18 protein-coding genes and 2 pseudogenes are annotated in these 20,911 nt (G+C 72.4%); 11 read left to right on the top strand and 9 right to left on the bottom strand.

The features are described from left to right. The 6 genes from GA0070604_RS08230 to GA0070604_RS08205 all read left to right on the top strand — a co-directional run bounded on the left by GA0070604_RS08230 (nucleotide 1) and on the right by GA0070604_RS08205 (nucleotide 7,226). Entirely contained in the window at nucleotides 1-957 is a 957-nt protein-coding gene (locus GA0070604_RS08230; RefSeq protein WP_091116805.1) for a carbohydrate ABC transporter permease, read from the top strand. Continuing rightward, a complete protein-coding gene (locus GA0070604_RS08225) occupies nucleotides 954-1,862 on the top strand; it encodes a carbohydrate ABC transporter permease (protein WP_244161785.1) in 909 nt (302 codons plus the stop codon). Before GA0070604_RS08230 ends, GA0070604_RS08225 begins: the two co-directional genes overlap by 4 nt. After that, the gene (locus GA0070604_RS08220; RefSeq protein ID WP_091116801.1) at nucleotides 1,859-4,057 is read left to right on the top strand and encodes an alpha-galactosidase; all 2,199 of its coding nucleotides are present in this window, start codon (nucleotides 1,859-1,861) and stop codon (nucleotides 4,055-4,057) included. Before GA0070604_RS08225 ends, GA0070604_RS08220 begins: the two co-directional genes overlap by 4 nt. A gap of 292 nt (nucleotides 4,058-4,349) precedes the next feature. Further along, nucleotides 4,350-5,327 carry a polysaccharide deacetylase family protein gene (locus tag GA0070604_RS08215; protein WP_091116797.1) on the top strand — a complete coding sequence of 326 codons (978 nt, stop codon included), beginning with the start codon at nucleotides 4,350-4,352 and terminating at the stop codon, nucleotides 5,325-5,327. Between the two features lie 252 nt (nucleotides 5,328-5,579). Beyond that, on the top strand, nucleotides 5,580-5,972 hold the full coding sequence (locus GA0070604_RS08210; protein ID WP_208602241.1) for a YciI family protein: 393 nt from the start codon (nucleotides 5,580-5,582) through the stop codon (nucleotides 5,970-5,972). Nucleotides 5,973-6,038: 66 nt separating this feature from the next. After that, nucleotides 6,039-7,226 carry an RNA polymerase sigma factor gene (locus GA0070604_RS08205; RefSeq protein WP_244161784.1) on the top strand — a complete coding sequence of 396 codons (1,188 nt, stop codon included), beginning with the start codon at nucleotides 6,039-6,041 and terminating at the stop codon, nucleotides 7,224-7,226. 93 nt (nucleotides 7,227-7,319) lie between these two features. Here GA0070604_RS08205 and GA0070604_RS08200 read toward each other — a convergent pair whose 3' ends face one another. Continuing rightward, entirely contained in the window at nucleotides 7,320-8,717 is a 1,398-nt protein-coding gene (locus GA0070604_RS08200; protein ID WP_091116787.1) for a cellulase family glycosylhydrolase, read from the bottom strand. Nucleotides 8,718-9,091: 374 nt separating this feature from the next. Here GA0070604_RS08200 and GA0070604_RS08195 point away from each other — a divergent pair, with 374 nt between their 5' ends. Continuing rightward, the gene (locus tag GA0070604_RS08195; RefSeq protein WP_091116784.1) at nucleotides 9,092-10,054 is read left to right on the top strand and encodes a TIGR03557 family F420-dependent LLM class oxidoreductase; all 963 of its coding nucleotides are present in this window, start codon (nucleotides 9,092-9,094) and stop codon (nucleotides 10,052-10,054) included. A gap of 270 nt (nucleotides 10,055-10,324) precedes the next feature. Here the strand turns inward: GA0070604_RS08195 and GA0070604_RS34115 are convergent, their stop codons facing one another. From GA0070604_RS34115 to GA0070604_RS08165, 8 genes and pseudogenes are all read right to left on the bottom strand, one after another. Beyond that, on the bottom strand, nucleotides 10,325-10,498 hold the full coding sequence (locus tag GA0070604_RS34115) for an endonuclease/exonuclease/phosphatase family protein (protein WP_341845335.1): 174 nt from the start codon (nucleotides 10,496-10,498) through the stop codon (nucleotides 10,325-10,327). Between the two features lie 7 nt (nucleotides 10,499-10,505). Beyond that, a complete protein-coding gene (locus GA0070604_RS34110; protein ID WP_341845334.1) occupies nucleotides 10,506-11,132 on the bottom strand; it encodes an endonuclease/exonuclease/phosphatase family protein in 627 nt (208 codons plus the stop codon). 22 nt (nucleotides 11,133-11,154) lie between these two features. Beyond that, complete coding sequence (locus GA0070604_RS08185; protein ID WP_091116780.1) at nucleotides 11,155-12,645, bottom strand: phosphatase PAP2 family protein; 1,491 nt, start codon at nucleotides 12,643-12,645, stop codon at nucleotides 11,155-11,157. A 78-nt stretch (nucleotides 12,646-12,723) separates the two neighbouring features. Further along, on the bottom strand, nucleotides 12,724-13,704 hold the full coding sequence (locus GA0070604_RS08180; RefSeq protein WP_167363410.1) for a YihY/virulence factor BrkB family protein: 981 nt from the start codon (nucleotides 13,702-13,704) through the stop codon (nucleotides 12,724-12,726). Continuing rightward, nucleotides 13,697-14,704, bottom strand: a complete 1,008-nt coding sequence (locus GA0070604_RS08175) for a diacylglycerol/lipid kinase family protein (protein ID WP_091126970.1) — start codon at nucleotides 14,702-14,704, stop codon at nucleotides 13,697-13,699. Before GA0070604_RS08175 ends, GA0070604_RS08180 begins: the two co-directional genes overlap by 8 nt. A gap of 119 nt (nucleotides 14,705-14,823) precedes the next feature. Continuing rightward, nucleotides 14,824-15,012: pseudogene (locus GA0070604_RS34455) on the bottom strand (Clp protease N-terminal domain-containing protein); the annotation flags it as partial. Between the two features lie 168 nt (nucleotides 15,013-15,180). Then, nucleotides 15,181-15,384 (bottom strand): annotated as a pseudogene (locus GA0070604_RS34450) (Clp protease N-terminal domain-containing protein); the annotation flags it as partial. Next, complete coding sequence (locus GA0070604_RS08165) at nucleotides 15,384-15,620, bottom strand: HTH domain-containing protein (RefSeq protein WP_091116773.1); 237 nt, start codon at nucleotides 15,618-15,620, stop codon at nucleotides 15,384-15,386. The pseudogene GA0070604_RS34450 and the gene GA0070604_RS08165, both read right to left, overlap by 1 nt. Nucleotides 15,621-15,739: 119 nt before the next feature. Here GA0070604_RS08165 and GA0070604_RS08160 point away from each other — a divergent pair, with 119 nt between their 5' ends. The 4 genes from GA0070604_RS08160 (at nucleotide 15,740) to GA0070604_RS08145 (ending at nucleotide 20,894) form a co-directional block, all read left to right on the top strand. Continuing rightward, complete coding sequence (locus GA0070604_RS08160; RefSeq protein WP_091126969.1) at nucleotides 15,740-16,540, top strand: PP2C family protein-serine/threonine phosphatase; 801 nt, start codon at nucleotides 15,740-15,742, stop codon at nucleotides 16,538-16,540. Nucleotides 16,541-16,648: 108 nt separating this feature from the next. Next, complete coding sequence (locus GA0070604_RS08155; protein ID WP_091116769.1) at nucleotides 16,649-17,476, top strand: universal stress protein; 828 nt, start codon at nucleotides 16,649-16,651, stop codon at nucleotides 17,474-17,476. A gap of 129 nt (nucleotides 17,477-17,605) precedes the next feature. Continuing rightward, nucleotides 17,606-20,008 carry a phosphoketolase family protein gene (locus GA0070604_RS08150; protein WP_091116765.1) on the top strand — a complete coding sequence of 801 codons (2,403 nt, stop codon included), beginning with the start codon at nucleotides 17,606-17,608 and terminating at the stop codon, nucleotides 20,006-20,008. Between the two features lie 28 nt (nucleotides 20,009-20,036). Beyond that, entirely contained in the window at nucleotides 20,037-20,894 is an 858-nt protein-coding gene (locus GA0070604_RS08145) for a universal stress protein (RefSeq protein WP_091116762.1), read from the top strand. The last annotated feature ends 17 nt before the right edge of the window (nucleotides 20,895-20,911 follow it).

Raw genomic sequence — 20,911 nt, 5'->3', positions numbered from 1 at the left:
ATGTCCGACCTGCCCCTGGTCCAAGCGGATCACGCCGTACCAGCGCCGGCCGCGACCACCTCCCCGGGTGGTCGCCGCCGCCGGTTACGGCTCCTGTCCCGCACCGACCGCGTGGTGATCACGCTGATGGTGCTGATACCCCTGCTGCTGGTGGTCGGCCTGGTCTGGCTGCCGGCGCTGGCCACCGTGCTGCTCTCCGGCACGAACTGGGACGGCATCGGCCCGCTCGGCGAAATCGACTGGGTCGGGTGGCAGAACTACGACGACATGGTGCACATCTACCCGCCGTTCGTGCCGGCGATCCAGAACAACCTGCTCTGGCTGGCCGCCCTGTTCGTGGTGGCCACCCCGTTCGGGATGTTCCTCGCCGTGCTGCTCGACAAGGAACTGCGCGGCAGCCGGTTCTACCAGACCGCGCTCTACCTGCCGGTGGTGCTCTCCCTGGCGCTGATCGGGTTCATCTGGCAGCTCATCTACAGCCGTGACCAGGGCCTGCTCAACGCCGTACTGGGCAGCCAGGTCGACTGGTACGGCGACCCGCACGTCAACATCTGGGCGGTGCTCGTCGCCGCCGGCTGGCGGCACGTCGGCTACATCATGCTGCTCTACCTGGCCGGCCTGAAGGGCGTCGACCCGTCGCTGCGCGAGGCCGCCGCGGTGGACGGCTCCTCGGAGACCAGCACCTTCTTCCGGGTCGTCTTCCCGGTGATGCGGCCGATCAACATCATCGTGCTGGTGGTGACGGTGATCGAGTCGCTGCGCGCGTTCGACCTGGTCTGGGTCATCAACAAGGGCCGCAACGGCCTCGAACTGCTCTCCGCGCTGGTCACCGCGAACGTGGTGGGCGAGGCGAGCCGGATCGGCTTCGGCTCCGCGCTGGCGACCATCATGCTGGTCGTCTCCCTGGTCTTCATCACCGTCTACCTGGCCACCGTGATGCGGGAGGGCCGGCGATGACCGGGATGCCGACCCGCGAGCCCACAGCCGCCGCGCCACGCGGGCGCCGCCGACCGCTGCGGCCCGCCCGGCTGGTCCTGCACCTCTTCCTGGGTACGGTGGCGGTCGGCTGGCTCTTCCCGATCCTCTGGGCGGTGCTGACGTCGCTGCGTTCGTACCAGTACACCGCCGCCCACGGTTACGTCTCACTCGGCGGCTGGACCCTCGACAACTACGTCACCGCCTGGCGGACCGCCGAGTTCGGCAAACACTTCCTTAACTCCGTCTACATCACCGTCCCGGCGGTGCTGCTGACCCTCTTCCTCGCCTCCTGCGTGGCGTTCGTGATCGCCCGGTTCAGCTGGCGGGTCAACCTCGTCCTGCTCGGGCTGTTCACCGCGGCGAACCTGCTGCCGCAGCAGGCCCTGCTGATCCCGCTGTTCCGGATGTTCACCCAGATCCCGCTGCCGGCCTGGCTGAGCGACTCGGAGTTGCTCTACGACAGCTACTGGGGGCTGATCCTGGTCAACGTCGCTTTCCAGTGCGGCTTCTGCGTCTTCGTGCTGAGCAACTACATGAAGGCCCTGCCGCACGAGCTGTACGAGGCGGCGATGGTCGACGGGGCGAGTGTCTGGCGGCAGTACTGGCAGGTCACCATGCCGCTGTGCCGGCCGGCCCTGGCCGCCCTCGCCACCCTTGAGGTGACCTGGATCTACAACGAGTTCTTCTGGGCCACCGTGCTGATGCGCAGCGGCGACAAGTTCCCGGTGACCAGTTCGCTGAACAACCTGCGCGGCGAGTTCTTCACCGACAACAACCTCGTCTCGGCCGGCTCGGTGCTGGTCGCGATCCCCACCCTGGTGATCTTCTTCCTGTTGCAGAAGCAGTTCGTCCGGGGCCTGACCCTGGGAGCCAGCAAGGGATGACGATCCTCCACCTGCGCCGCGGCCGGACCAGCCTGGTGCTCGACGCGCGCGGCCCGGGGCTGCCCCGGGTCGTGCACTGGGGCGCCGACCTCGGCCCGCTGCCCGCCGACGACCTGCCCGCCCTGGTCGACGCCACCATCCCGCCGGTGGTACCGAGCAGCTTCGACGCACCCACCGTGCTGTCCCTGCTGCCCGAGGCGAGCGCCGGCTGGAGCGGCCGACCGGGCCTGTCCGGCCACCGCGACGGCCGGGACTGGTCGACGGCCTTCCGCCTCACCGGCCTCGACATCGCCGACGACGCCGCCCCGGGCGGGCAGGACGTGTTAGGAGGGGCCCCTTTACCCGCACCAGGCGTTAACGGGGGGCCCGTCCTTGCCACCGTACGGGGGGTGGACGTCGGCGCGGGGTTGTCGCTGACCGTTGAGATCACGATGGACCCGACCGGGCTGCTGACGCTGCGGCACCGGCTGCGCAACGACGGCGACCGGCCGTACGAGGTGCGGGAGCTGACCCCGGTGCTGCCGGTACCGGCGGTCGCCACCGAACTGCTCGACCTCACCGGCCGCTGGTGCCGCGAACGCGCCCCGCAACGGCACCCGTGGCCGATGGGTGCCTGGGTACGCGAGGGCCGGCACGGCCGTACCGGCCACGACGCCACGCTGCTGCTGGTGGCCGGCACACCCGGGTTCGGCTTCGGGCACGGCGAGGTGTGGGCGGTGCACACCGCGTGGAGCGGCGACCACGTCACGGTGGCCGAACGTCGACCGACCGGCGAGTCCACCCTCGGCGGCGGTGAACTGCTCGCCCCCGGCGAGATCCGGCTCGCCCCCGGTGCCGAGTACGCCACTCCCCTGCTCTACGCGGTGCACTCCGCCGACGGGCTGGACGGGCTCAGCGACGTGCTGCACCGCCACCTGCGGGCCCGCCCGGGTCACCCGCGCACCCCTCGCCCGGTGACGCTGAACGTCTGGGAGGCGGTCTACTTCGACCACGACCTGGACCGGCTGACCGGGCTCGCCGACCGGGCCGCCGAGGTGGGCGTGGAACGCTTCGTACTCGACGACGGCTGGTTCCGGGGCCGCCGGCACGACCGGGCCGGGCTGGGCGACTGGTGGGTCGACGACGACGTCTGGCCGGACGGGCTGCAACCGCTCATCGACCACGTACGCGGCCACGGGATGCAGTTCGGGCTCTGGGTCGAGCCGGAGATGGTCAACCCCGACTCGGACCTGTTCCGGGCCCACCCGGACTGGGTGCTCCAGGCACCCGGCCGGCTGCCCCCGGAGTGGCGGCACCAGCAGGTGCTCGACCTCGCCCACCCCGACGCGTACGCCCACGTGCTGGGCCGGCTGGACGCGCTACTCGGCGGGCACGACGGCATCGCGTACCTGAAGTGGGACCACAACCGGGACCTCACCGAGGCCGGGCACGCCGGCCGGCCCGGGGTGCACGCGCAGACCGTGGCGGCCTACCGGCTGCTCGACGAGCTGCGCGCCCGGCATCCGCACGTCGAGATCGAGAGCTGCTCGTCCGGCGGGGCACGGGTCGACCTGGAGATCCTGCGCCGCACCGACCGGGTCTGGGCCAGCGACTGCAACGACGCCCTGGAACGTCTGTCGATCCAGCGCTGGACCGGGCTGCTGCTCCCGCCCGAGCTGATCGGCACCCACCTCGGGCCGGACCGCTCGCACACCACCAACCGGGTGCACGACCTGGGTTTCCGGGCGGTCACCGCGCTCTTCGGCCACCACGGCATCGAGTGGGACATCAGCGCGATCAACGCGCTCGAACGCGCCGAACTCGCCGCCTGGGTCGCGCTGCACAAGCGGCTGCGTCCGCTGCTGCACGCCGGCCGGGTGGTCCGGGTCGACCACCCGGACCCGGCCGTGCAGGCACACGGCGTGGTCGCCCACGACCGGTCCCGAGCGGTGTACGCGGTCTCGCGGCTGGCCACGTCGGTGGCGCAGGTGCCCGGCCCGGTACGCCTGCCGGGGCTCGACCCGTCCCGCCGCTACCGGGTGCGCCCGCCGGCCGGGGTGCCGGAACCGGCGCTGCTGGAGCTGGCCCCGCCCGGCTGGCTGGCCTCGGCCGACGGGGTGACCCTCGGCGGGGGCGTGCTGGGGCGGGTGGGGGTGCAGGTGCCCGCGCTGCACCCGGAGCAGGCGTTGCTGCTGGAGGCGACCGCCGTCGAGTGAGGGCCACCCGGCCGACCGGAATGGTGCCGAAATATTTTCGGAGCCACCGGCTCGCCTCCTGGCTCCAGAACCACGGCTTCCTCGGGAGAGATCGCCGCGCTACTTCCGGAAGTTCTTGACTTCGCGACACGGCTGGACCAATACTGTCGCCATCGAGAGGCCTCGATATCAGTCGATACGGATCGCCCGGCGACCCGGCCTTCGGGTCAACCACCACCAGTCGCAACCCCGTCGGGGGTCGTATCACGTCGCCCGTCCCCGCCAGCCCCCGCCAGGAGGAGGCGCACCCCGTATGCGAACCTCACGAAAGCCACCGAAGCGATCCCTGATCGCGGGCTTCGCCGCCGCCGCGCTGGTCGCGGCGAGCAGCGTCGCCATCTCCCTCGCCGTCACCGCCGCCCCGGCCCAGGCCGCCGCCTGCAACGGGTACGTCGGGCTCACCTTCGACGACGGCCCGTCCGGCAACACCTCCGCCCTGCTCAACGCGCTCAGACAGAACGGGCTGCGGGCCACGATGTTCAACACGGGCCAGAACGCGGCCGCAAACCCGGCCCTGGTCCGGGCCCAGGTCGACGCCGGCATGTGGGTCGGCAACCACAGCTACACCCACCCGCACCTGGTCCAGCAGAGCCAGACGCAGATCGACTCCGAGCTCTCCCGTACCCAGCAGGCCATCGCCAACGCGGGTGGCGGCACACCGAAGTTGTTCCGCCCGCCGTACGGCGAGACCAACTCGACCCTGAAGTCGGTGGAGGCCAAGTACGGCCTGACCGAGATCATCTGGGACGTCGACTCGCAGGACTGGAACGGCGCCAGCGTCGACGCGATCGTGCAGGCCAACGCCCGGCTCACCAACGGCCAGGTCATCCTCATGCACGACTGGCCCGCCAACACGCTCGCGGCGATCCCGCGTATCGCGCAGAATCTGGCCAGTCGCGGCCTGTGCGCCGGCATGATCTCCCCGCAGACCGGCCGCGCCGTGGCCCCCGACGGCAGCGGTGGCGGTAGCTGCACCGCGACGCTCTCGGCCGGCCAGCAGTGGAGCGACCGCTACAACCTCAACGTCTCGGTGTCCGGCGCCAACACCTGGACCGTCACGATGAATATCCCCTCCCCGGCGAAGGTCATCGCCACCTGGAACATCAACGCCAGCTGGCCCAACTCCCAGACGCTGGTCGCCGGGCCCAACGGCAGCGGCAACAACTTCGGGATCACCATCCAGCACAACGGCAACTGGACCTGGCCGACGGTGTCCTGCCGAGCCGGCTGACCCACTCCTCGACCGCTGGTCGTCGCGTGGCGACCCTGGGTGAACCGGGCCCGGCCGAACATCGACGGGAGGGTTCCCGCACGTCTCCGACCTGCGGGAACCCTCCGCTTTCCGCTGAGGTTCGGTCCCGGTGCGGCGCGCTCGTCCCAAATTCCTCCGGCGGGGATGTCGAGAACCGGGGTGGCGGCTTCTACCCGGGGATGGGAGCACCGAGAATCGGTGCGCAGCCGTGAGGAGCGAATCGTGAAGTACATGCTCTTGATGCAGTTCAGCGCCGCCACGACCGACTTCCCGTCGATCGACACCTGGACGCCGGAGGAGTTCCAGGCGCACATCCGGTTCATGCGGGAGGTCAACGCGAAGCTCACCGCCGACGGGGAACTGGTCCAGGCGGAGGGGCTGGCCGGGCCGCAGCAGGCCCGGATCGTCCGGGCGGGCGAGGGCGGCGCCCCGGTGGTCACCGAGGGGCCGTTCGCGGAGACCAAGGAGTTCCTCGCCGGCTGGTGGATCGTGGACTGCGAGACGCCGGAGCGGGCGGCCGAGATCGCCGCGCACATCTCCACCGCGCCGGGGCCCGGCGGGCGACCGCTGAACATGCCGATCGAGGTGCACCCGGTCATGTCCGCGCCGCCGCAGGAGATCTGACCGCTGGCCGCCCTCGACCGGACCGTCGAGGACCTGCTGCGCGAGCTGGCGCCGCAGGTCCTCGGCGTGCTCGCCCGCCGGTTCGGTGACTTCGCCACCGCCGAGGACGCGGTGCAGGAGGCGCTGCTGGTCGCGGCTACCCGATGGCCGGCCGACGGGCTGCCGGACAACCCGCGTGGCTGGCTCATCCAGGTCGCGTACCGCCGGATGATCGAGCTGGTCCGGGCCGAGGTCGCCCGACGTGAGCGGGAGGACCGCGCCGCCCGGCGGGAGGGCGACCAGCGGTGGACCGCGCCGGCCGCGGACGAGCCGCTGGTCACGGACCGGGACGACACCCTGATCCTGCTCTTCCTCTGCTGCCACCCGACGCTGTCGACGGCGTCGGCGATCGCGCTGACCCTGCGGGCGGTCGGCGGCCTGAGCACCGCCGAGATCGCCCGCGCCTTCCTCGTGCCCGAGGCCACCATGGCGCAGCGGATCAGCCGCGCCAAGCAGCGCATCCGCACCTCGGGGCTGCCGTTCCGGATGCCCGACGAGGGCGAACGGGAGAGCCGGCTCGCCACGGTGCTGCACGTGCTCTACCTGATCTTCACCGAGGGGCACACGGCCAGCCTCGGCGCGGACCTGCGCCGGGTGGACCTGTCCGAGGAGGCGATCCGGCTGACCCGGGGGATGCACGCGCTGCTGCCCGACGACAGTGAGGTGGCCGGGCTGCTCGCCCTGATGCTGCTCACCGAGGCCCGCGCCGCCGCCCGGACCGGCCCCTCCGGCGAGCTGGTCTCGCTGGCCGACCAGGACCGGGGCCGGTGGGACGCGACGGCGATCGCCGAGGGGACCGCGCTGGTCACCCGGGCGATGTCCCGGGGACCGGTCGGGCCGTACCAGCTCCAGGCCGCCGTCGCCGCGCTGCACGACGAGGCGGCCACCGCCGCGCAGACCGACTGGCCGCAGATCCTCGCCCTCTACCAGGTGCTGGAGCGCCTCTCCGGGAACCCGGTGGTGTCGCTCAACCGCGCGGTGGCCACCGCGATGGTGCACGGACCGGCCGCCGGGCTGGCCGCCCTCGCCGCCCTGGACGCCGACCCCCGGTTGGCCGGGCACCACCGCCTCGACGCGGCCCGGGCCCACCTGTACGAGATGGCCGGCGACCGTGAGCGGGCGGTCGACCACTACCGGGCGGCGGCCGGCCTGACCACGAGCCTTCCCGAGCAGCGTTACCTGCGGATGCGGGCCGCGCGGCTGGCCCAGGGCTGATCCACTTCAGATCGGCGGGGTGGCGGGACAGCACCCCTCCCCCGGCCGCTTCGGCGGGGTGGCCGGGCCCGTGCGGACCCGGCCACCGGTGGGTCAGCTCGCGGTGCAGGTCACCGCCGGGGCGGTGTTGGTGCTGCTCGCGCTGCCGAGGAAACCGAAGGTGGTGCTGGCGCCGGCGCCGAGCCGGCCGTTGTAGTCGACGTTGCGGGCGGTGTACGTCGAGCCGCTGTTGGTGATCGTCGCGTTCCAGAACTGGCTGACCGTCTGGCCGTTGGCGTAGGTCCACTTCACCGTCCAGCCGTTGATCGCCGACGAGCCGGCGGTCACCTTGACCTCGGCCTGGAAGCCGCCCTGCCACGAGTTGGTGATCGCGTAGCTGGCCGTGCAGCCACCGTTGCCCGGGGGCGGGCTGGTCGGCGGAGCCGTGGTGGGCGGCGCGGTCGTCGGCGGGGCGGTCGTCGGCGGGGCGGTCGTGGGCGGGGCGGTGGTCGGCGGCGGGGTGCTGCCGGAGAAGACCGACGCCTCCCTGGCGGTCTGCTTGATGCCGTTGGCCCCGTTGAAGATCCGCTGGCCCCAGCTGGTCAGGCTGCTCGGGTTGAAGTTGGTGACCATGTCGAGGTATTCGACGCCGCCCCCGTTGCCGCTCCACGACCAGCCCAGGTAGCCGATCCCGTTGGCCTGGCTGTAGGACATGATGGTGTCCTCGTCGGGGTCGCCGTCCGAGTGCATGTTCCCGAACTCGCCGACCACGATGGGCAGCTTGGCGGTGCGGAACCGGCCCAGGTAGTCGGTGACCTCGGCTGCGGTGTCGAAGACGCCGTACATGTGGATCGAGAAGACGGTGTTCTTCTGCGGGTCGGCGTTGAAGACGGTGGCGGCGTTGTCGCGCATGGTGAAGGACCAGTCCTGACCCCAGTTCGGGCCGTCCACCATGATGGTGTGGGTGAGCCCACCGGCGCGCAGCCGCTTGATCGCGTTGGCGGTGTCGGTCGCCCAGGTGCTGTAGCCCTGGTTGCCGTACGGCTCGTTGCCGATGTTGACGATGACGTACTTCTCCTGGCCCTGCAACGCGCTGGCGATGCTCAGCCAGTAGGTGACCGCCCGGTCCAGGGTGATCGCGCCGCTCTGCTCGCCGTAACCGGTAGTGTCGTGCACCTCCAGGACGCAGATCAGCCGGTTGGTCTTGCAGAGCGCGATGACGTTGGCGACGTCGGCGGCGTCGTTCTTGGTCCAGCGGTCGCCGCTGGACAGCACCACCCGCACGCTGTTCGCGCCGAGGGCCTTGATGTTGGCGAACGAGCTGGTCTGCTGCGCGTACCAGGTGTGCGCGTGACTGACCCCGCGCATGATGAACTCGGTGCCGTTGGCGTCGTAGAGCTTGCCGTTCGAGACGGAGAATCCGGCGGCGGCGTGCGCCGGCTGCCCGAAGGCGAAGACGGCGGCGAGAACCGTCAGCAGGGCGACGCCCGCGACGGAGAGCATCTTCTTCATACGTGTCCTCAGGGAGGTCTCCCCGTGCCCAGATCGGGGTGCGGTGGTGATGACAAGCGGCTGAGCCCGACAGCCGCCGCCCGGCTCCCAGCGGACGCAGGCATCAGCGTAGGGCGATGGAACGCGTAAGGCAACCGGTTAAGTTGATCGGCCCCTCAGTGCGGCGGCCCGTGACGGCTCACGTCGCCGTGAGCCGTCACAAGGGCGGCCATCCCCACCACAGGACACTGCGCCACCCGGCCTGAACCGGTTAAGGCCGGACTGTAGGCAGCATCCCGCTCAGCGTCAAGGTGTCCCGGGCCGGAAGGGGACACAGGGTTGGCCTCCGCGCGGCGGGGTATCCGGGGACGATCCGCCCGGGAAGGAGATGCGCCATGGTCAGCGTCGGCTACACCCTCATGTGCGAGCAGTCCGGTCCGAAGGAACTGATCGACCACGCCGTACGCGCCGAGGCGGCCGGCTTCGACCAACTCGTCATGTCCGACCACTACTACCCGTGGCTCGACTCGCAGGGCCACTCGCCGTACGCCTGGTCGGTGCTCGGCGCGGTCGCCCACGCCACCGACCGGGTCGGGTTGATGTCCTTCGTGACCTGCCCGATCCGCCGTTACCACCCGGCCGTGGTGGCGCAGAAGGCCAGCACGCTCGGGGTGCTCTCGGACGGCCGGTTCACCCTCGGCCTGGGCGCCGGGGAGAACCTGAACGAGCACGTGGTCGGCGGCTGGCCGCACGTGGAGCAGCGACACGAGATGTTCGAGGAGGCGCTTCAGATCATCCGGCCGCTGCTCAACGGCGAGACGCTGACCTTCTCCGGCAACCACTTCGACGTCCCCGACGCGTACGTCTGGGATCGGCCCGGACGTCCGGTGCCGATGGCCGTCGCCGCTTCCGGTCGGCAGTCGGCCACCCTCGCCGCCGAGTACGCCGACGGCCTGATCGCCACCGAACCGCTGCCCCACCTCATCACGATGTACGAGGAGGCCGGCGGTGCGGGCCGCCCGCGCTACGGGCAGGTGGCGATCTGCTACGGCCCGGACGAGGCCGAGTGCCGCAAGATCGTGCACGACCAGTTCCGCTGGTTCGGCCTGGGCTGGAAGGTCAACGCCAACCTGCCCGACCCGGCCGCGTTCGCCGGGGCCACCCAGTTCGTGCGCGAGGAGGACGCGGCCGAGGGGATTCCCTGCGGGCCGGACGTGGACCGGCACGTCGAGGCGTTCAAGAAGTTCGTCGACGCCGGGTTCACCCACGTGGCGCTCGTCCAGGTCGGTGGTGGCGGCCAGCCGATGTTCCTGGACTGGGCGCAGGAGGAGCTGCTCCCCCGGCTGCGCGCGCTGTGACCCGCCCGCCTGGCAGGGTGAGTCCATGCGTATCGGAAACACCGAGATCCGTCCGGTCGGGGGCGGCCTCGGCTGCCTCCTGATGATCCTTTTCTCGGTCCTCGCCTCGGTGGTGCTGACGGTCCTGGTGAACCTGTTCCGCTGAGTCACCCGCGCCCGACCCACGCCTTGATCGACTCGGGTTGCGGCAGGTCGCGGTCTCCCCGGGCCGAGACACCGCGCCTTGCGGCATCCTGAGCAGTGGCAACGCCGGCGGCGCCGCCTGCCGGCTCAGGCCGGCGGCAACGCCAGGTCGGCCAGCACCGGCCAGTGGTCGGAGGCGTTGTCCGCGTCGCCGCCCCGGACCACCCGGACGGCGTCGGTCAGGGCGGCCAGCTCCGGGGTGGCGAGCAGGTAGTCCAGGCGCATCGGGGCGAACTCCGCCCCGCCGTGCCGGGTCGGCACGGTCGCCTCACGGTCGCCGCCGCCGTCGGGCTCGCCGCCACCGGCATACCGCCAGAGGTCGACCAGGCCGGCGTCGAGCAGGCGGGACACCGCGCGGGTGTCGACGGTACGACCGTCCCGACGCAGGTGCCGCCGCCGGTAGAGGGTGGGCAGGCCGGCCAGCCGCGCGGTGTGGTCGACGTTCGGGTCGAGGGTGTTCAGGTCCCCGGCGAGCAGGGCCAGCCGCCCCCCGTACCGCCCGGACCGCCACCGCCAGCCAGTCCGCCTCCATCCGCCGCCGCCCACCCGAGTGCGGATTCAGGTGGGTGCTGAACACGGTCAGCGGGCCTGCCCCGGTGGCCACCTGCACCTGGGCGGTGGCGTGGTGGAACGGGCGGCGCACCCGGCCGGAGCGGAGCACCCGCAGCGGCGCGCGGACCAGCACCGCGACCGGCTGCCCGAGCCAGGAGCGGGCCAGGTGCGGCGTCATGCCCAACCGGCCGGCCAGCTCCTTCATCCGGCCGTCGCGGTCGAGGCCGCGCAGTTCCTGCAGGGCCAGCACGTCGGGGCGCTGCGCGGCGACGACCGCAACGATCCGGTCCCACCGGTCCGTCCCGTCGCGGTCCCGTCCGCCGGTCAGGATGTTCCAGGTCATCACGCGCAGCATCGGCGTTCGCTCAGTCCTCCCGGCCGGCCCTGGCCAGCTCGTCGTCCAGCTCGTGCACCTGCTCCGACTCGATGGCCGGGCGGTTGCCCTGCCGGACGTCGGCATTGGGGCGGACCACCCAGCAGAGCAGCCCGATCCAGAGGGTGCCGAGCAGGATCGCGCCCATGAAATCGGTCGGGTGGTGCATGCCCCGGTACATCCGGGAGGTGGCCACCCCGACCGGCATGATCACGACCATGGCCACGAAGAGCCACCGCCACCAGCGGTCGGTCCGGGCGAACACGATGATCGCCATCGCGCTCCACAGGCAGATGGTGGCCGCGATGTGCCCGGACGGGAAGGACGAGGTCGGCAGGTGGCCGTCCAGGTTCGTCACCGGCGGGCGCGGGCGGTCGACCACCCGGGCGGAGACGAGGAAGAGGCTCAGCTCGCCGAACATCGCCAGCACCACGAAGAGCACCGGCCGCCAGCGCTTCCAGACGGCCAGTACCAGCGGGCAGAACACCAGCGAGACCAGCAGGATGGCGTGGGTGTCGCCGAACTTGCTCCACCACCAGCTCAGGTCGTTCAGCGAGTCGGTACGCCGGGCCGCGAACCACCGCGGCACCGCGGTGTCGAGGGTGTCGAGAAACGTGCCTCCGGCGTGATGGCTGACGTACATGCCGAAGGCGTAGAGGACGCCGAAGACGAGCACCCAGCCGACCAGCAGCTCGGCGAGGGACGAGCGGGGGTGCTCCAGCACGTGCTCCTCGTCCGACGCGGGGCTGATCTCCTTCCCCGCCTCCGGCTCCAGGCCCTCGCCGATCGGCGGCACCGGCCGGCCGCGCTCACGCCGCCACAGCCGGAAGGCGTACGCGGTGACGCCGAGCCACGCCACCCCGAGCAGCCAGCCGCCGAGCACGTCGGAGACGAAGTGCACGCCCAGCGCGATCCGGGTCAGCCCGACCAGGAACACCAGCAGGCCGGCCAGGGCGATGGCCGGCCGGCGCCACCGCGGCGCCATGGCCGGCAGGAAGACCAGCAGCAACGCCCCGTACGCGACAAACGAGCCGAGCGCGTGTCCGCTGGGGAAGCTGTTGCCGGGTGCGTGGGTGATCGGCACGTCGACGACCGGGCGGAGGCGCCCGACCAGCGCCTTCAGGGACGGGTCGAGGATCAGCCCGCCGACCCCGGTGATGATCAGGTAGACCGCGAGCCGCCCCTGACGGCGGATGAGCAGGCCCAGCACCGCGATGGTGACCAGCCAGATCAGCACCGGCCGTCCGCCCAGGTCGGTGATCGCCTGGAGCACGGTGACCAGGGGGTGGTGCGGCGCCACCAGCGCGTTGAACCACTCCGCCACCTCGTGGTCGGCGTGGTAGAGCGGCTCCCAGTGGAACCGGACGAGCATCAGCAGCACGCCGAACCCGACGCCCGCGCCGGCGACGGCGACCAGCCCCGCGAGGCTGCGCCCGGCGAAATGGCCGATGGGCCGGCGGATGGCCTCCTTGACCGCGGTCACCCCGCACCTCCCTTGTCGGTCGCGAGGCGCGCTGTACCCGATTCGCGCGTCACGTACACGTTGTCGGCCCGGGAGCGGTCATCGCGCCGGTGTCGAGGACGGCTCGGACTCCGGCTCCCAGAGGTCGGGCTGGGCCGGCTCCGCCACGCCGATCCGCGTAGCCTCGAGCTGGGCGGCGAAGGCCAGCCCGCCGAAGAGCGCCGTCCCGGTCAGGTTGGCCCAGATCAGCAGGGCCATCATGCCGGTCAGTGGGCCGTACGTCTGCCCGAACCCACCGCTGTACTTGACGTACGCCGCGAGCAACAGGCTCGCCAGCCACCAGAGCGCGGTGGCGATCCCGGCGCCGAAGAACAGCCAGGACAGTCCGGGCTGGTGACGCCGGGGCGCGTGCCGGAACAGCACCGCCACGGCCAGCACGGTCAACCCGAGGCTGAGCGGCCAGCGGATCACGTCCCACCCGGCGTCGGCGAAGCCACCCCAGGCGTGGTGCCGCTGCACCGAGTCGCCCATCGCCCGCCCGCCGACCAGGATCAGGAACCCGGTCAGCGCGGGTACGCCGGCGGTCACCGCGAGCACGGCGGCGCGGACGTACTTGGCCAGGAAGGGCCGATCCCGCTCGACGCCGTAGATGCGGTTCGCGCCCCGCTCGATCTGGGCCATGGTGGTGGTCAGCGCGACCAGCCCGGTCAGCAGGCCGAGGAACAGCGCCAGTTCGCCGACGCGTTCGGTGTGCCTGCCGTCGGCGAGCAGTTGCCGCACGACGGATTCGCTCTGGCCGGGGGTGAGCGCGAGCACGGTGTCGGCGACCACCTCGCCGCCAGCGTCGACGCCCAGATGGGAGATCAGTCCGGTGAGCGCGATCAGGAACGGCACCACGGCCAGGCAGAGCTGCAACGCCAACGCCCGGGAGTGGCTGAAGCCGTCGCCGTAGCGGAACCGGACGAGGGCGTCCCGCAGCAGGCGCCAGCCGTGGCGGCGCAGGGTGTGCCAGGCGTCCTCGGCGCAGAGCTCGTCGGCCGCCATGAGCCGGGTCTCGGGGACCGGGGTGGTGCTACTCACGGCGGGCCCCCTCGACCAGGCGCTCACCGCGCTCGGCCGCGGCGTCGGCGTCCACCGACAGGTCGGGGTGGCGCTCCGGCCGCGGTACGCACATCCACAGCGAGCCGGGCCGGACCTCGGCGGTCAGTGACCGGCCCGGCTCGATCAGGTCCCCGTCGAGCTCGCGGGGCTGGTCCCGGTTGCTGGTGATCTCGACCTGCCGCGCCCGGAACAGCTCCATCCGGGGCACGGTGCCGCGCCGGCGCAGCACCGCCCACGCCATCGCCAGCCAGTGGCCGAGCGTACGGGGGGTGAGCACCGCGACGTCGAGCCAGCCGTCGTCGGGTTCGGCGTCGGTGAGCAGCCGTACGCCGCCCTGGAGCCGGCCGACGTTGGCGACCAGGACCGAGCGGGCCCGCCGGCGCAGCGGCGGCCGGTCGTCGATCCGGATGGTGACCCGCATCGGCCGGTCCCGCAGGTGCCGCAGCGCGCCCACCAGGTACGCCGGCCAGCCGAGGTGTTTCTTGGTCCGCTCGGAGGTGGCGTCGAGCAGCTGCGCGTCGAAGCCCATTCCGGCCATCACGGCGAAGCACCGGTCGCCGACGACGCCGACGTCGATGCGCCGCAGCCCGCGCTCGACGGCGACCTCCAGCCCGGCGGCCAGGTCGTTGGAGAGGCCCAGGTTGGCGGCGAGCAGGTTGCCGGTGCCCTGGGGCAGCACGGCGAGCGCCACGTCGGTGCCGGCGAGCGCGGTGAGGCAGGCGCGAACCGTGCCGTCGCCTCCGCAGGCGAGGACGACCTCGGCGCCGGATCGCACCGCCGCGCGGGTCTGGCCGTGGCCCGGGTCCTCGGCCGTGGTCTCGTACCAGGCCGGCTCCGGCCAGCCGGCTGCGGCGAGGGCGTCGTTCACGGTCCGGCGGAACCCGTCGAGGTCGGTCACCTTCACCGGGTTGACCACCACCGCCGAGCGCGGTGCCGGGTTGACCTCCGGCACCGGGCGCTTGTCGTGTCCACCGTTCACGGCGCCAGTGTGCAGCAGCCGCACGGGGTCAGCGACTCGACGGCGACCGATGTCGCATAGACCGCAAACAGGTTTGAACGCCGGCGACGGCGGCGAGCGGGCCGTCAGGCCGCCGTACGCAGCGCCGCCTCCACCCGGCGGCGCAGGTCGTCGAGGTCGGCGCCGGCCTCGGCGAGCACCTGCGCGGCCGGGCCGTTGCCCTCCCGGAGCAGGCCGAGCAGGATGTGTTCCGTTCCGATGTGGTGGTGACGCAGCCGGAGCGCCTCGCGCAGGGAGAGTTCGAGGGCCTTCTTCGCCCGGGGTGAGAACCGGCCGCCATCGTGGCGGCGGCCCCAGCGGCGGCGCGGGGTGGGCTCCGCCTCGCGCAGCGCGTCGGGGCCGAAGGACTCTTCGATCCGCGCGACGATCGCCGCCAGGTCGATGCCGATCTCCCGCAGCGCCGCGGCGTCGGCCGTGCCGAGACCGTCGACACCGGAGGCGAGATGCCGGGCCACCGCGGCGCGCAGCGCCTCGGCCCGGATGCCCTGCTCGGTCAGCACCCGGACGGCCAGATTGTCGCCGTCGGCGAGCACGCCGAGCAGCAGGTGCTCGGTGCCGACCGGACGCCGGCCCTCGCTGCGGGCCTCGTCGACCGCGTGCTGCACCACCGCCCGGGCCCGGTCGGTGAACCGTTCGAACATCACGCCTCCCAGCTTCCTCGGACCGCCGGTCGCCCGGCGTGCTTCTTGTGGACCGCCTGCCGGCTGACCTCGAGCGCGTCGGCGATCTCCTGCCAGGACCAACCCTGGCGTCGGGCGTTGTCCACCTGGACCACCTCCAGCCGCTCGAGCAGTCGGCGCAGGGCGAGGACCGCCCGGAGGCCGACCCTCGGGTCGGTGCTGCCGGCGGCCGCCGCGAGTTCCGTCGCCTGACTCATGATGTCAACATAGGTTGACAGCCGGGCGTTGTCAACCCTGGTTGACAACCGCGGGTTGACCGACCCGACACGACGGCGACCCGCCGGTCGCGCACCTCGGCCGGTGTTACCGTCCGGTGGTGTTCCGCCGCCACTCCTCGGACCGCCCCGTCGACGCCGCCCACCGGCTGGCCGGCGGGCGGCTCAGCCTGGAGATCGCTGGCGGCAGCGTGGTGGGGCATCGCTATCCGGAGAACTTCGACGTGCTGCACGTCGACCCCGAGCTGCCGCTCGCCGTGGTCGCCGACGGCATGGGTGACGGGGAGGGCAGCCGGGTCGCCGGCACCACCGCCGTGAACACCTTCGTGGCGCAGGTCCGCGCCGGCTGGCCGGCCGTCGACGCCCGCGAGCTGCGCGCCGCCACCGCCGAGACCCAACTCCGGGTACGCCAGGCCGGGGCGGCGCTGGCCGGGCTGACCGGCTGCACGCTGACCGCCCTGGTCGCGGAGCCGGACGGCGGGCAGGGCTGGCTGGTCCAGCTCGGCGACTCGCGGGCGTACCGGCTGCGCGACGGGCTGCTGGAACTGATGACGGTCGACCACACCATGGCATGGCTCGGCGTGTTGCACGGCTGGTGGCCGGCGACCTCACCGGAGGCGGCCCGGGCCCGCTACCAACTGCTGCGCTACGTCGGCCACCCGGACAAGCCCGAGCCGGACGTGCTGGCCGTCCCCCTGCGCACGGGTGACACCTGGCTGCTCTGCACCGACGGGGTGAGCGACCAGCTCGGCTACCACCGGCTACGCGACCTGCTGGCCGCACGGCGGGACCCGGCGCAGACCGTCGGCGCGCTGCTCTCCGCCACCCTGGCCGAGGGCGGCGACGACAACGCCACCGCCGTGGTGGTCCGCGTACACCCCACCGTCCCCACTCCCCGCTGACCACCGCCCCCGCCCGGTGGAACCGGCACCGGTTCGGCCGTCTCGGTCCACGGCGGGCACGCCCCCGACTACGGTGGGTGAGAGAGCGCGGTCGGGAGGTGAGGCGGGATGGCCACGCCCACCCTCGACGCGGTGGTGGTCGGTGTCGGCGACTCGGAGGAGGACCTCCAGGTGGTCCGCACGGCCGCCGGCGAGGCCGCCGCGCACGATCGTCCGCTGCACCTGCTGCACGCCTTCAACTGGGCGGCGGCCCTCGCGGAGCCCTCGGTGGCCGGGCCGCGCGCCGCCGCCGAGGAGCTGCTGGAACGCGCCGAACGGGCAGCCGCCGAGGTCGAGCCGGAGGTCCCGGTACACGGCAAGATCGTCGAGGGCTCCCCGGTCGAGGCGCTGCTCCGGGCCTCCGATTCGGCGTACCTGGTGGCGCTCGGTGACGGCGGGATCGCCAACTGCCCGACCTGCGTACCGTCCGACGCCCCGGCCGTGCAACTCGCCGCCCGGGCCGGCTGCCCGGTGCTGGTGGGCCGGGCCGAGCCGGCGCCGCAGGGGCCGGTGCTGGTCGGCGTGGACGGGTCGGAGGCCGGCGACACGGCCCTCGGTTACGCCTTCGACTGCGCGGAGCGGCACGGGTCCCGGCTGCTCGCGATCCGGGTCATCGAGCCCGGCCGCCACGACGACGGTGGCGACCTGCTCGCCGAGGCGGTGGCCCGACATGGCGCAAGGCATCCCGCCGTCGCCGCCGAGTGCCACACGCTGCACGGCGATCCGGGCACCGTCCTGGTCGACCAGTCCCGCTCGGCGCAGCTCGCCGTGGTCGCGGCCCGGGGCGAGGAACCACTGCGGGGGATGCTGGGCGCGGTCAGCCAGACGCTGCTCTACCACTCGCCGGCACCGGTGATCGTCGTTCGTGGACTCGGCCCCACGGGCGTGGAGGATTGATGACGCTCGCACGTTCCGGGACCAACGGCCCTGACCAGACTCGCGGCGACCGGGCGACGCTGGACATGCCCGGACGGAAATCCGCCCTCGGGTGGCAGAAGTCCCCGACGCGCGAGAGGCTAATGCAGCATGGACACCGCTCTCGACCTGCACAGCCCCCTGACCGAAGACGAGCTGCGCCGGCTCGACGCCTACTGGCGGGCGGCCAACTACCTCACCGTCGGGCAGATCTACCTGCTCGACAACCCCCTACTGCGCGAACCGCTCAGGCCGGAGCACGTCAAGCCGCGGCTGCTGGGGCACTGGGGCACCAGCCCCGGCCTCAACCTGATCTACGCGCACCTCAACCGGGTCATCGTCGACCGGGACCTGTCCGCCATCTTCGTCACCGGCCCGGGCCACGGCGGTCCCGCGCTGGTGGCGAACACCTGGTTGGAGGGTACGTACAGCGAGCTCTACCACTCGGTGACCCGCGACGAGACCGGTCTGGCCCGGCTGTTCCGCCAGTTCTCCTTCCCCGGTGGCATCCCCAGCCATGTGGCGCCGGAGGTGCCCGGCTCGATCCATGAGGGCGGCGAGCTGGGCTACGCGCTCAGCCACGCCTACGGTGCCGCGTTCGACAACCCGGACCTGCTGGTCGCCTGCGTGATCGGGGACGGCGAGGCGGAGACCGGCCCGCTGGCCGGGAGCTGGCTGTCCAACGTGTTCCTCAACCCGGCCCGGGACGGCGCGGTGCTACCCATCCTGCACCTCAACGGCTACAAGATCGCCAACCCCACCGTCCTGGACCGGATCCCCACCGAGGAACTGCTCGAACTCATGCGCGGCTACGGCCACCAGCCGTACGTCGTCGAGGGCGACGACCCGGCCGTGGTCCACCAGAGCCTCGCCGCGACCATGAACCGGGCGCTCGACGAGATCGCCGCGATCCAGCGCCGGGCCCGCTCCGGCGGCCCCGTCGAGCGCCCCAGATGGCCCATGATCATCCTGCGTACGCCGAAGGGCTGGACCGGCCCGAAGGAGGTCGACGGCAAGCCGGTCGAGGGGACCTTCCGCGCCCACCAGGTGCCCGTCGACCAGGTGCGGACCAACCCCGAGCACCTGGCCGAGCTGGAGCGCTGGCTGCGCAGCTACCAGCCGGAGGAACTCTTCGACGCCACCGGCGCCCCCGTCGCCGAGCTGGCCGCCCTGCCGCCCAGGGGCGACCGGCGGATGAGCGCCAACCCGGTGGCCAACGGCGGGCGGCTGCTCCGCGACCTGGATCTGCCCGACTTCCGCGACTACGCGGTCGACGTCCAGCAACCCGGCGAACCGATCGCCGGGGCGAGCGGCGCGCTCGGCCCGTGGGTCCGCGACGTGATCAGCCGCAACCCGCAGACCTTCCGCCTGTTCGGGCCCGACGAGGTCGCCTCGAACCGGCTCGGCGCCGCCTTCGAGGTCACCGACCGCGCGTTCGTCGGCGACACGGTCCCCGGCGACGACCACCTCTCCCCCGGTGGACGGGTGATGGAGGTGCTGTCGGAGCACCTGTGCCAGGGCTGGCTGGAGGGCTATCTGCTGACCGGCCGGCACGGCATCTTCACCAGCTACGAGGCGTTCATCCACATCGTCGACTCGATGGTCAACCAGCACGCCAAGTGGCTCAAGGTGACCCGGCGCATCCCCTGGCGCGCACCGGTGGCCTCGCTGAACTACCTGCTCTCCAGCCACGTGTGGCGGCAGGACCACAACGGCTTCTCGCACCAGGACCCGGGCTTCATCGACCACGTGGTCAACAAGAAGGCCGAGGTGGTCCGGGTCTATCTGCCACCGGACGCCAACACCCTGCTCTCCACCATGGACCACTGCCTGCGCAGCCGGCACTACATCAACGTGGTGGTGGCCGGGAAACAGCCCGCGCCGAACTGGCTCACCATGGACGAGGCGATCCAGCATGCCCGCCGTGGCCTGGGCATCTGGGACTGGGCCAGCAACGACGACGGCAGCGAGCCGGACGTGGTGCTCGCCTGCGCCGGCGACGTGCCGACGCTGGAGACCCTGGCCGCGGCCGACCTGCTCCGCCAGCACCTGCCCGAGCTGAAGGTCCGGGTGGTCAACGTGGTCGACCTGATGCGCCTACAGCCACCGTCGGAGCACCCGCACGGCCTGCCGGACAACGAGTTCGACACCATCTTCACCCGCGACAAGCCGATCATCTTCGCCTACCACGGCTACCCGTGGCTGATCCACCGGCTCACCTACCGCCGGGCCAACCACGACAACCTGCACGTGCGCGGTTACAAGGAGGAGGGCACCACCACCACGCCCTTCGACATGGTGATGCTCAACGACCTGGACCGTTTCCACCTGGTCATCGACGTCATCGACCGGGTGCCGGGGCTCGCCTCGCGCGCCGCGCACCTGCGCCAGGAAATGATCGACGTCCGGCAGTCCTGCCGCGACTACACCCGCCGGTACGGCGAGGACGACCCCCGGGTCGCCGAGTGGCGGTGGATCCGCGAGACCGAGCAGGGCCTGCGGAACGGCCGGTGAACGGCGTCGCGGAGCGGAAGGAGACACGGTGAGTTCCGAGATGATCCTGGTCGGCTACGACGGCTCGACCGACGCGAAGGTGGCCCTGAACTGGGCGCTGGACGAGGCGGGCCGCTCGGGCCGACCGGTCCGGCTGGCGTACGTCTTCGAGTGGCTGACGGTTGCCGGCTGGGTCGGCCCCGGGGTCACGCCGGGGATCTGGCCGGACGAGACCGCCCGGCAGCAGGTCGAGGAGCTGGTCCGGTCGGCCGCGGAGTCCGCCGCGGCCGACCGGCCCGGCCTCACCGTGCACGGCGAGGTCCTCGACGGACCGCCCGCCCTGGTGTTGCAGGAACGCTCGGCCGAGGCCGGGATGGTGGTGCTCGGCACCCGGGGGCAAGGCGGTTTCGGCGGCCTGCTCGCCGGCTCCACCGCGGTCTCCGTCGCCGCCCACGCGCACTGCCCGGTGATCGTGGTACGCGACGGGCAGGCGGCCACCTCCGGGCCGGTGGTGGTCGGCGTGGACGGCTCCGAATCCTCGCTGCTGGCCCTCGGCTTCGCCGTCGAGCGGGCCGCCCAGCGGGACGTCCCGCTACGGGTGCTGCGGGCCTGGGGACCGTCCGGGGAGCGACGGGTGCCGCCCGACTCCGACCCGGAGGCCGCGGAGCGGACAGCGGTCGAACAGGACGTGGCCCAGTGGCGGGAGACATTCCCGGACGTGCCGATCGAGGTCCAGGTGCCCCCGGGCAACCCGGCGGCGCTGCTGGTCGAGGCGAGCCGCGAGGCGCAGCTCGTGGTGGTCGGCAGCCGGGGCCGGGGCGGGCTGCGCGGCATGCTGCTCGGCTCGGTCAGCCAGCAGCTCATCCACCACTCGCACTGCCCCGTCGCGGTGGTCCGGGAACGCTGAGCCCGCAGCCCAACGCG

This window comes from Micromonospora eburnea (genome assembly GCF_900090225.1).
Classification (GTDB): domain Bacteria; phylum Actinomycetota; class Actinomycetes; order Mycobacteriales; family Micromonosporaceae; genus Micromonospora; species Micromonospora eburnea.
The sequence above is the reverse complement of the archived record's forward strand: the minus strand, read 5'-3'. Positions and strand labels throughout refer to the sequence as shown.